14 protein-coding genes are annotated in these 11,253 nt (G+C 29.1%); 8 read left to right on the top strand and 6 right to left on the bottom strand.

The features are described from left to right. Positions 1–195: 195 nt before the first annotated feature. Both rpsT and mutM read right to left on the bottom strand, forming a co-directional pair. Positions 196–456: a 30S ribosomal protein S20 gene (gene rpsT, locus ACIJYC_RS07500; protein ID WP_271555521.1), complete on the bottom strand. Its 261-nt coding sequence runs from the start codon at positions 454–456 to the stop codon at positions 196–198. 50 nt (positions 457–506) lie between these two features. After that, positions 507–1,370 (bottom strand): bifunctional DNA-formamidopyrimidine glycosylase/DNA-(apurinic or apyrimidinic site) lyase, encoded by an 864-nt coding sequence (gene mutM, locus ACIJYC_RS07495; RefSeq protein ID WP_435166315.1) that lies wholly within the window; start codon positions 1,368–1,370, stop codon positions 507–509. 32 nt (positions 1,371–1,402) lie between these two features. Here mutM and ubiE point away from each other — a divergent pair, with 32 nt between their 5' ends. Genes ubiE through ACIJYC_RS07465 form a run of 6 tightly spaced genes read left to right on the top strand, consistent with a single transcriptional unit; the run spans position 1,403 to position 6,515 of the window. Continuing rightward, positions 1,403–2,107, top strand: coding sequence for a bifunctional demethylmenaquinone methyltransferase/2-methoxy-6-polyprenyl-1,4-benzoquinol methylase UbiE (gene ubiE / locus ACIJYC_RS07490; protein ID WP_435166313.1), 705 nt, complete (start codon positions 1,403–1,405; stop codon positions 2,105–2,107). Continuing rightward, positions 2,107–3,675: a 2-polyprenylphenol 6-hydroxylase gene (gene ubiB / locus ACIJYC_RS07485; protein WP_435166310.1), complete on the top strand. Its 1,569-nt coding sequence runs from the start codon at positions 2,107–2,109 to the stop codon at positions 3,673–3,675. The genes ubiE and ubiB overlap by 1 nt, the downstream gene beginning before the upstream one ends. 8 nt (positions 3,676–3,683) lie before the next feature. After that, entirely contained in the window at positions 3,684–4,883 is a 1,200-nt protein-coding gene (gene coaBC, locus ACIJYC_RS07480; RefSeq protein ID WP_435166307.1) for a bifunctional phosphopantothenoylcysteine decarboxylase/phosphopantothenate--cysteine ligase CoaBC, read from the top strand. Next, positions 4,883–5,320 carry a dUTP diphosphatase gene (gene dut, locus ACIJYC_RS07475; RefSeq protein ID WP_435166304.1) on the top strand — a complete coding sequence of 146 codons (438 nt, stop codon included), beginning with the start codon at positions 4,883–4,885 and terminating at the stop codon, positions 5,318–5,320. Before coaBC ends, dut begins: the two co-directional genes overlap by 1 nt. Next, positions 5,317–6,072, top strand: a complete 756-nt coding sequence (locus ACIJYC_RS07470; RefSeq protein WP_435166301.1) for a HesA/MoeB/ThiF family protein — start codon at positions 5,317–5,319, stop codon at positions 6,070–6,072. Before dut ends, ACIJYC_RS07470 begins: the two co-directional genes overlap by 4 nt. Then, the gene (locus ACIJYC_RS07465; RefSeq protein ID WP_435166298.1) at positions 6,072–6,515 is read left to right on the top strand and encodes an SH3 domain-containing protein; all 444 of its coding nucleotides are present in this window, start codon (positions 6,072–6,074) and stop codon (positions 6,513–6,515) included. The genes ACIJYC_RS07470 and ACIJYC_RS07465 overlap by 1 nt, the downstream gene beginning before the upstream one ends. Here the strand turns inward: ACIJYC_RS07465 and ACIJYC_RS07460 are convergent. The 4 genes from ACIJYC_RS07460 to ACIJYC_RS07445 form a co-directional block, all read right to left on the bottom strand. Beyond that, positions 6,508–7,101, bottom strand: coding sequence for a DUF3501 family protein (locus ACIJYC_RS07460; protein ID WP_435166295.1), 594 nt, complete (start codon positions 7,099–7,101; stop codon positions 6,508–6,510). The genes ACIJYC_RS07465 and ACIJYC_RS07460 overlap by 8 nt on opposite strands. A 2-nt stretch (positions 7,102–7,103) precedes the next feature. Further along, positions 7,104–8,435, bottom strand: coding sequence for a (Fe-S)-binding protein (locus ACIJYC_RS07455; RefSeq protein ID WP_435166292.1), 1,332 nt, complete (start codon positions 8,433–8,435; stop codon positions 7,104–7,106). A 60-nt stretch (positions 8,436–8,495) separates the two neighbouring features. Further along, positions 8,496–8,912 carry a rubrerythrin family protein gene (locus tag ACIJYC_RS07450; RefSeq protein WP_023649160.1) on the bottom strand — a complete coding sequence of 139 codons (417 nt, stop codon included), beginning with the start codon at positions 8,910–8,912 and terminating at the stop codon, positions 8,496–8,498. Positions 8,913–9,018: 106 nt separating this feature from the next. Then, positions 9,019–9,447, bottom strand: a complete 429-nt coding sequence (locus tag ACIJYC_RS07445; RefSeq protein WP_435166289.1) for a Fur family transcriptional regulator — start codon at positions 9,445–9,447, stop codon at positions 9,019–9,021. Between the two features lie 94 nt (positions 9,448–9,541). On the opposite strand from ACIJYC_RS07445, the gene fabA reads away from it, so the two are divergent. Both fabA and fabB read left to right on the top strand, forming a co-directional pair. Next, positions 9,542–10,042: a bifunctional 3-hydroxydecanoyl-ACP dehydratase/trans-2-decenoyl-ACP isomerase gene (gene fabA, locus ACIJYC_RS07440; protein ID WP_435166286.1), complete on the top strand. Its 501-nt coding sequence runs from the start codon at positions 9,542–9,544 to the stop codon at positions 10,040–10,042. After that, complete coding sequence (gene fabB, locus ACIJYC_RS07435) at positions 10,042–11,253, top strand: beta-ketoacyl-ACP synthase I (RefSeq protein WP_435162996.1); 1,212 nt, start codon at positions 10,042–10,044, stop codon at positions 11,251–11,253. The genes fabA and fabB overlap by 1 nt, the downstream gene beginning before the upstream one ends.

Raw genomic sequence — 11,253 nt, 5'->3', positions numbered from 1 at the left:
TTTAAATTAAAAAAAATTAATTTTATTTTTTAATTTAAAATTTTCATTTGAATCAAACACAGATTGAATCGTCTGTTGATTGAATTAACAAATAATTTTTATTTACTAAATCTAGATATAGTAAAATATCAAAAAATTTTTAATATATGATGTGAGTACTTGAGGTTGTTTCTAAAAAAAATGTAAAATTTTAATTTAGATTGTGGAAATCTTCTTTGTAATCCTAGAAACATTTCTGGAAGCGTTTTGCTTCTTAATGATGCCAGTTTTTGCAATCTTCATCAGTTCTGAATTTAATTTTGGCAAGAATTTAAGAGCTTCGTCTTTCTTTTTATCATCAATTAAAAGGTTCATTTTTTTTAGAGCATTTCTAAATCTACTCTTTCTCGCCTTATTAACTGCTGTTTGTTTAGAGATTCTTCTAATTCTCTTAATTGCCGATTTTGTGTTTGCCATATCCGCAGGGGTATAGCTTGAGAATTTATGGTGGTCAATAAAATAATTAGCTATTTTTGACAGGAATCACAAAAAAAAGTTGATCTATTAGAGATTATTTTTTTTTTTATGAAATCATAACATCCTATATTTTTACATGGCAATCCTTCCTGCTGATAAACTTTAAATTCATTCTGAAATTCACCCTTAGATCCTGATGTATCTTTAAAATCTCTTATACTTGACCCCCCCTTGCTAATCGCTTTTAATAAAATTTTTTTACTATTAATTATTATCTTTTGACATTCTTTTTTATTTAATAATTTTACTTTTTTAAATGGATTAATTTTACTCAAAAATAAAATTTCACTAGCATAAATATTTCCGATTCCAGAAACAAATTTTTGATCAATTAAAAAATTTTTTATATCCTTATTTTTATCTTTAAAAAAATTACATACATAATTTAAATTAAAATTCTTATCAAAAGGCTCAGGTCCTAAGTGGCTAAATCGTTTAACTAGATCTGTATTATTTTTAATGATTTGAAAAAAACCAAATCTTCTTGGATCATTATAAATAATCTTAAAATTTTCAAAAATTATTTCTACATGATTATGCTTTTTTGGTAAAAAAGGTGAATTATAAAAACTTGTGTTAGTAAATTTATTAGCAGATTTATTTTTGGCTATATGAATTGTGCCTGACATTCCAAGATGAATTAAACAGTAATTATCTTTTGGTAAATGAATAATTAAATATTTTGAAAATCTACCTACTTTAATTATTTTTTTATTTAAAAAATAAGTATTAAAATTTGAGGGAATTTTTAATCTTAAATTTTTATTTCTTATTATTACTTTTTTAACCTTTTTCTGTTGAATCTTTTTATTGAGAGATTGTCTTACAATTTCTACTTCTGGTAATTCTGGCATTTCACACTATATTGAATATATATTTTTTTTTTATGCAACAATATCTTCAAAATAAAAAAGGCCTTGTAGAAGGTGTATTTAATCAAGTCTACAGCAAATATGATTTGATGAATGATTTTATGTCACTTGGAGTTCATAGATCTTGGAAAAAAAGTCTTATAAATATGATGAACCCATCTTTGGATAAAAACTTAATTGATGTAGCTTGTGGAACAGGCGACATAGGTAAGTTGTATTTGGATAATACTAATAAAAATAGCAAAATTACCTGTGTAGATCCTAACAAGGGAATGGTAAACCAGGGTAAACGAAAACTCTTTAGTTATAAAAATATTAATTGGGTTATTTCTCCTGCAGAAAAACTACCTTTTGAAGATAACAAATTTGATTTTTATACTATTAGTTTTGGACTAAGAAATACAAAAAATTTGAATAAAGCTCTTTCTGAGGCGTACAGAGTTTTAAAGCCAGGTGGAAGATACTTGTGCTTAGAATTTTCAAAAATACAGAACTCAAATCTTGATTTTATATATAAAAATTATTCAAAATTAATTCCAATTATTGGTCAATTTGTTGTTGGCGAAAAAGAACCATATGAATATTTAATTAAAAGTATAGATCAATTTATTAACCAAGAAGAGTTAATTCAATTGATGAAAGATAATAAATTCCAAAATTGCTCTTATAGAAACTTTTCTGGAGGAATTGTTTCAATTCATAGTGGATGGAAATATTAATGATCAAAAAACTTATAACCTTATTCAAATTAGGGAGAAAAGTTGCAAAGTCAGACATTTTAAGTATAGCTTCAAAATTTAAAAAACCACCCATTGCAATAACAATATTATTTCAATTACTCTCAATTTCGTTTTCTAAAAACAATCGTCAAAAACTAAATACAAATGAAGGAGAAAGATTATCTAATTCTTTAGAGTCTATGGGAACGACATTTATAAAACTTGGACAATTTTTAGCAACTAGACCTGATATTATTGGTGAGGAGCTATCAGCTAAACTCGAAAATTTACAAGATCGTCTTCCACCTTTTTCTATTAATCAAGCACAAGAAATAATCAAAAAAGACCTTGGTGAAGAAACCTATAATTCAATAATAGATTTAAGTGAATCTGTTGCAGCGGCATCCATTGCTCAAGTTCATAAGGCTAAAATTAATGATAATGGAACTATTAAGGATGTGGCAATAAAAATTCTAAGACCAGATATCAAAAAAATATTTAATGAAGAAATTGATGCAATGATGTTGTTTGCTTTCTTTATTGAGACATTTGTAAAAAAAACAAAAAGATTAAAAATTGTAGAAGTTGTATTTTTATTAAAAGAAATAACAAATCTTGAAATGGATTTAAGATTTGAAGCAGCAGCAGCTAATGAATATGCAGAAAATACAAAAAACGATGCTGGGTTTAAAGTTCCTCAAATTTATTGGAATTTTACTAGTGAAAATGTAATGACACTCGATTGGATTGATGGAGTATCCATAAGAGAGACTGAAGAATTAAAGAATAGAAATTTAGATACAAATAAAATTGCAGAAGACATTATTCAGCATTTTTTGAGACATGCCGTACGGGATGGTTTTTTTCATGCAGATATGCACCAAGGAAATATCTTTATTGATAATAGTGGCCAAATAGCTCCCATCGATTTTGGCATTATGGGTAGATTAGATAAGGTTAGCAAGAGATTTTTAGCTGAAATTTTATACGGATTTATTCAAAGAGATTACAGAAAAGTTGCAGAAGTACATTTGGTAGCTGGATTGGTTCCAAATAATGTTCCAATTGATGATTTAGCTCAAGCTTTAAGATCAATAGGAGAGCCTATATTTGGTCAAGCAGTCAAAGATATATCTGGTGGTAAGTTGTTAAAACAATTATTTGATGTAACTGAAAAATTTAATATGCAAACTCAGCCTCAATTATTAATGTTGCAAAAAACTATGGTTGTAGTTGAGGGTGTTGCAAGAAAGTTAAATCCAGAAACTAATATATGGACAACATCTAAGCCTGTGCTTGAGAATTGGTTAAGAGAAACAAAAGATCCAATAAATACTATAACGGATAGTTTAAACAACACATCGGAAGTTTTAAAAAAATTACCAGAATTCCCTGAGATTCTGGATAAAGCTAATCAAGCTCTAACATTTTTAGCGAGTGGTCAAATTCCACAAAACTCAAACTCTTATACGGCCTTAAATAATAAAAAATCTGAAATGACTGCTTTTAGAAATCAATCTATTATTGGTTTATTAGTTCTTGTAATTATAGGATTATTGGTATTTTAATTCGGCAAATGAAAAATCTGATAGACAAAAAAATTCTCTATATAATTTGTGGTGGAATATCAGCTTATAAAAGTCTTGAAACAATTAGGCTTTTTAAAAAAAATGGAGTGGAAATAAAAACAATTTTAACCAACAGTGCTAAAGAATTTATAACACCTCTTTCAGTTGCATCCCTTTCACAAGGTAAAGTTTATGGGGATCTATTTAGTATCAAAAATGAAACTGAAATGGATCATATCGCTTTATCAAGATGGGCGGATGTTATTTTAATTGCTCCAGCTACAGCAAACACTATTTCAAAATTAGCTCAAGGAACTACTGACGATTTGGCTTCAACTGTAGTGCTGGCATCAAATAAAGAAATTTATTTAGCACCTGCAATGAATGTTAGAATGTGGGAGCATCAATCTACAAAACAGAACTTAAAAAAACTAGCAAGTTATGGTTATAAACTTATTGGCCCAGAAATTGGGGAAATGGCTTGTGGTGAATATGGCGAAGGAAAAATGTCTGAGCCTAATAAAATTTTTAATGAAATAAATAATTATTTTTTTAATCTTAAAAACAGTAAAAAATTAAAAGCATTAGTTACAGCTGGTCCAACAAATGAATACATTGATCCTGTAAGATTTATTACAAATAAATCTAGTGGTAAACAAGGGTTTGAAATCGCTAAATCTTTATCTAAAAAAGGTTTTGATACAACACTTATTTCAGGTCCAACTAATTTAAAAATTGACGATGATGTCAAACTTATTGAAGTTGAAACGGCAGATGAAATGTTTTTAGAAACTCAAAAAAACTTACCTGCCGATGTGGCGGTTTTTTCTGCAGCAGTTGCTGATTTTAAGATTAATAAAAAATACAAATATAAAATAAAAAAGCAGGATTCATTAAATTTAAATTTAGAAAAAAATGTAGATATATTGAGTTATGTTTCTAACCATAATTCAATGAGACCAGAGCTTGTCATAGGATTTGCAGCAGAAACAGATAATGTTGAAAATAATGCTGAAACAAAATTAAATAACAAAAATTGTGATTGGATCATTGCAAATGATATATCTAATAAAAAAATTGGTTTTAATTCTGACTTTAATGAAGTAACGATTCACTATAGTAACAAAAATAAAGAAAAACTCGCCTATAAAAAGAAATCTGAAATATCTGATGAAATAGTTGATAGAATAATTAATCAGTTAAATTAATGACAAAAGTTCTTATAAAAAAATTAGACTCATCTGTTGAGTTACCTACATATAAAACTAACGGGGCATCAGGCATGGATTTAATGGCTTTTATTAATGAGCCGATAACACTTAACCCTCAAAATTCTATTTTAGTTCCAACCGGTATTTCTGTTGCATTTTCTGGTGAATTCGAGATTCAAATTAGACCAAGATCTGGTTTAGCTGCTAAAAACAATATTAGTGTTTTAAATACTCCAGGAACAATAGACAGCGATTATAGAGGTGAAATTAAAGTTATTCTTTATAATCATGGTAATACTGATTTTTTGATAAACAATAAGGATAGAATAGCTCAAATGATTTTAACTCCTGTTATTAAAATGGATTTAGAAGAAACAGATACTTTACCCGAAACAGTTAGAGGAGAAGGTGGATTTGGCTCAACTGGAAAATGAAGTCAAAATTAAATAAAAATCAACTAGAAAAATATTCAAGACAAATTATTTTAAAAAATATAGGCGTTCTAGGTCAAAAAAAAATTTTAAACTCAAAAGTGTTAATAATTGGTATGGGAGGATTGGGTTGCCCAGTTGCAGAATTTTTAACCAGGTCAGGAGTTGGATCAATAGGAATTGTAGATCATGATTTGGTTAGTCTTTCTAATATTCATCGACAAACATTATATGATGAAAAAGATTTGGGAAGATTAAAAGTTAAAGCTGCCAAAAAAAAATTAGCTGACGTAAATTCTAAAACTAAAATTAATATTTATAATTTTAAGTTAGATAAAAAGAAATTTACAAAAATTATTAAAAATTATGATTATATTGTTGATGGTACAGATAATTTTGAAACAAAATTTATAATTAACGATATAAGTCTAAAGTATAAAAAATTTCTGGTAACTGGAGCTATAAGTAAATTTGATGGCCATATATTTACTTTTAATTTTTATAATAAAAAAAATCCCTGTTTAAGGTGCTTTTATCAAGAAGAAATTATTTCTGACGACATTTTAAACTGTGAATATGAAGGAATACTTGGAACTATCGCTGGTATTGTAGGCGCTATGCAAGCAAACGAAATTTTAAAAAAAATTTTAAATGTTGGAAAAGATTTAAATAGATATATTTTAATTTTAGATTTGTTAAATTTAAACTTTAGAAAAGTAAAATTTAATAAAAGAAAAAAATGTATATGTAATTAATGTATAAAATTATTTACACACTATTTTATTTAACAATTCTAATATCATCTTCTATGGCTGAGGAAACTTTTGTTTCTTTAAAAAAAAGTAAAGTAAATGTTCGTTATGGTCCTAGTTTTGACTCAGATATTAAATATATTTATAAGAAAATTAGCTTACCTTTGAAACAAATTGATAAAAAAGAAAATTTTAGAAGAATAATTGATTTAAAAAATAATAGTGGTTGGATACACATCTCACAATTAAAGAAAAATAATTCTGTTATTACACTACAAAATAAAGTTTTATTTAAAAACCCATCTTCATTTGCAAAACCTATAGCCCAAATTGAAAAGGGCAGACTATTAATTGTCGATAAGTGTCAGGAAAAATGGTGCAAGATAAAATCTGGTGATTATGAGGGATGGATTAAAACTAATGATATTTGGGGCATAATTAACTAAAATCAGCTGATAAAGAGCTTAAATTTGCTGAACTTAGTTTTGTCGTATGTGAATATTCTTTATGATCTATCCCAATTTCAATCTTAACATCCTCTGACTTAAACTTTTGAATTTGTTCATCACTAAATCTAAAATGAATAAATTGGACTGAGGAAGCTTTTCCATCTGCAGAAGTTCTATCAATATCTTCTTCCGAGATTGCTTTAATTAACTCACTATCAATTTTAATAAAAACTTTTTCTTCAATTCCTCCAACCTTACTTAGAAATGCTGATCTTGAAACTGGATTATCAATTTCAAACATTAATGTAGCCGTTAATTCTTTTCCATTGGGTATTAGAGGATTGTAAGCTGTAAGTTCATCTTTTAATTGTTCATCTCCACCTTTTTCAATGTAGAGCATCTCTTGAACTTGAGCCAACATTGTTTCATAACTTTCAAAATAAAAAGTTGCGTATGGGCCTAGTGCTATTCTTCTATTCTTTTTGAAGTTGACAATATTTTTTCTAAGCTCTTTTCTATTTTTTATGTAAACATCTAAGGGTATGATATCTTCTTTTAGAATTTCTTTTTTTTCTCTTGGCATAATCATAATTTATAACTTTTTGCCATTAATTCGATAGGGTGTAACGCCTCATCATTAGAAATGTTTGTGTCAACTTCTAATTGCTTCAAGTGTTTCCCTGCAAGTGGACAATCTGAAGCCATATATTTGTTTTTCTTATTTTTAATTTGTCTGGCGGTTGGTCTTCCAACTTTATTTGCCAAATCATGGGTATTTTTCATCACACCAAAAGTACCTCCGTGACCAGCACATCTTTCAACAACATCTAACTTAACATTTGGAATATGTTTTAACATATCTCTTGATTTAATACCCATATTTTGAGCTCGCGCATGACAAGCATTATGAACTGTTACTCCACCATCTATTTCTTGCAATCCATCAGCTAAGCCCTCCTTATTTGCTATATCAACAACATACTCGTCTATATCCATAACATTTGAAGATAATTTTTTTATATTTTCATCCTTAGGTAATAAAAGAGGCCATTCAAATTTTAGCATTAAACCACAGCTAGCTGTTAAAGTTATTATCTTATAACCTTTATCGACCCACTCTAACAAATCTTTAGAAACTTTCTTTGCTTGTTCAACTACTTTTGGAAGATCAGCTTGTTCTAAAAAAGGCATACCACAACATCCTGGATAAGCTTCTTGAACTTCAACTCCATTCTTTTTTAAAACTTTTAAGGCAGCAACTCCTGTGTTTTTTTTATTAAAATTTACAAAACAAGTTGTATAGATTACAACTTTTCTATCTTTTTTTGCATTTTCAAAGTTTATTTGATTTTTATTTTTTCTAAAAAAATTTGAAAATGTTTCTGAGTTATACTTTGGTAACTGAACTCTTTTATCAATTCCTGCTACAATTTCTAAAATTTTTCTAAAAAATTTGTTTTTAATATCAGATACCCAATTAACTAATTTTGAAAATATTACACCAATTTTAGCGTTTCTATCTATTTGGGCTAGTTGTGTTGGTACACCTGGTAATTTTCCTAATTTTTTTTGAGCTGTTCTGTATCTTAACATTAAGTGTGGGAAATCTAGATCAAAATCATGAGGTGGTACATACGGACATTTAGTCATAAAACACATGTCACACAAGGTACATGCATCTACAACTGGTTCAAACTGTTCACTTTTTAAACTTTCAACATCTTCATTTTCAGACTCATCAATCATGTCAAATAACTTTGGAAATGAGTCACATAAGTTAAAACATCTTCTGCAACCATGACAAATATCAAATGCTCTTCTCATTTCAGCATCTAATTTTTCAGGATTTAAAAAATCAGGATGTTCAAAATCTATTGGATGTCGAATAGGGGCGTCTAAACTTCCTTCTTTGCTCATAATTTTAGTTGAGTTATTTGGGTATTTAGTGGGCAAATTAATGCCCACTAAAATAATTTATTAGCTAATAGATTCTAAAGTTTTTTGGAATTTACCAGCGTGAGATTTTTCAGCTTTTGCTAAAGTTTCAAACCAATCAGCAATTTCTTCAAAACCTTCTTCTCTAGCAGTCTTTGCCATACCAGGGTACATGTCTGTATATTCATGTGTTTCCCCTTGTACTGCTGATGCTAGATTAGCTTTTGTTTCACCAATTGGTAAACCTGTAGCTGGATCACCTACTTCTTCTAAGTATTCTAGGTGACCATGTGCGTGACCTGTTTCACCTTCTGCTGTTGATCTAAATACTGACGCAACATCATTGTAACCTTCGATGTCTGCTTTTTGAGCAAAATAAAGATATCTTCTATTTGCTTGGCTTTCACCAGCAAATGCTGCTTCTAGATTTTCTTTTGTCTTTGTTCCTTTTAATGACATGTTATTCTCCTTAATTTAATGTTGGGAAATATATAATGATTCTAAAGTGAAAGTCAACAGTTTAGAATAATTATAATGTATTATTTAAGTAATTGATTTTATTGAATTAATTTTGATTTTGATTATCACTCGCAACTTTAATCAAAATTTCAACTGAATTAATTTTTTTCCCAGTAATGTTATTTTTTACATTAACAGCATCAATATCATTTTGATTACAATCTATTAATTCATGAGTATCTTCATCATAAAAATGATGGTGAACTGATGTGTTCGTATCATAGTAAGTTTTATCAGAATTTATTGCGATTTCTTTTAAGTGGCCTTTTTTTTGAAAAGCATGAACTGTGTTGTAAACTGTGGCTAGTGATATTTTTTCATTCATCTGATCAGAAATTTTTTTAGCAAGATCATTGATGGTAAAATGAAAAGTTTTTTCTCTTAAAAAAAGCAACTCACAGATCTTAACCCTTTGTTTTGTGGGTCTAAGTCCAATTTCTCTTAATTCATTGATAAAATTACAGTCTTTTTTCATAGTTTTTTATAATAATTCTAAACTAAAGATAAAATTATACTGTTTTATTATATTATATTGTCATTAAATCAAGTATTAAGGGTTTTCAAATTTTATGAAAAAAAATTCTTATTCCTACGATGATCTCATAATATGTGGAAATGGTGAGCTTTTTGGCCCTGGAAACGCTAAATTACCCCTTCCTCCAATGCTTATGTTTGATAGAATAACTGAGATTAACGATGATAATGGTACTTTTAATAAAGGTTCTTTAAAGGCTGAATTAGACATTAAAGACGATTTGTGGTTTTTTGATTGTCACTTTAAGGGAGATCCCGTTATGCCTGGATGCTTAGGCCTTGATGCTATGTGGCAGCTAGTTGGGTTTTATCTTGGTTGGCTTGGAAACCCTGGCAAGGGACGAGCACTTGGTGTAGGCACGGTAAAATTTACAGGTGAAGTGGTTAAAATTGTAAAAAATGTAAGGTATGAAATTAATATGAAAAAAATTATGTCGCCTGGAGGAACTACTGTTGGTTTAGCTAATGGTTTGGTATTTGCAGATGATAAAAAAATATATTCAGCAGAAAGTTTAAAAGTGGGGTTATTTAAATAATGAGAAGAGTTGTTGTTACAGGTTTAGGAATTGTATCTTGTTTAGGTAATAATCAAGAAGAAGTTCATCAATCTTTATTAAATTCAAAATCAGGAATTTCATTTAGTGAAGAATACAAAGAACATAATTTAAGAAGTCATATACATGGCAAACCAAATATAAATCTTTCTGACCATGTTGATAGAAAAACAATTAGATTTATGGGATCTGGTTCAGCTTATAACTATATTGCAATGAAAGAGGCTATTGCTGACTCTGGTCTTGAAGAAAAGGACGTAAGTAATATTAAAACTGGAATCGTGATGGGTTCTGGTGGACCTTCAATTGAAAATGTAGTTTTATCTGTCGACAAGACTAGAGCTAAAACCCCAAAACTTATGGGGCCATTTGTTGTTCCAAGAACAATGGCAAGTACAGCATCAGCGACTCTTGCTGTACCTTTTAAAATAAAAGGTGTGAATTATACAATGAGCTCAGCTTGCGCAACTAGTGGTCACTGCATTGGTCATGCTAGTGAATTAATTCAAATGGGTAAACAAGATATTGTTTTTGCAGGTGGAAGTGAAGAGCTACACTGGGCAATGACAGCCATGTTTGATGCAATGACAGCTTTGTCTTCAAAATATAATGATACACCAGAAAAAGCTTCACGAGCCTATGACAAAACAAGAGATGGTTTTGTAATTGCTGGAGGTGGTGGAGTGCTAGTGCTTGAAGAATATGAACATGCTAAAGCTAGAGGTGCTCAAATATACGCGGAATTAACAGGTTATGGAGCAACGTCAGATGGTTACGATATGGTAGCCCCATCTGGTGAAGGAGCTGTGAGATGTATGAAAATGGCTCTTGCAACAGCTAAAAATAAAATTGATTATATAAATACTCATGGAACTTCTACTCCTGTAGGCGATATTACTGAGCTCAGAGGTGTTGGAGAAACTTTTGGAGCTAATGTTCCAAAGATAAGTTCAACTAAATCACTATCTGGTCATCCATTAGGTGCTGCATCAGTTCATGAAGCGATCTATTGTTTAATTATGATGAAAAATAGTTTCATTACTGGTTCTGCAAACATTGTCGATATGGATGATGAAGCTAAAAAATTTCCAATTGTAACTAAAACTGAAACAGGTGTAACTTTAAATACAGTTATGTCTAACAGTTTTGGTTTTGGTGGAACTAACGCTGCTTTAATTTTTGAAAAGGTTTAA

The sequence above is a fragment of the Candidatus Pelagibacter bacterium nBUS_28 genome (assembly GCF_051200915.1).
Classification (GTDB): Bacteria; Pseudomonadota; Alphaproteobacteria; order Pelagibacterales; family Pelagibacteraceae; genus Pelagibacter.
Note: the sequence above shows the minus strand (reverse complement) of the source record. Positions and strands in the feature narration are given on the sequence as shown.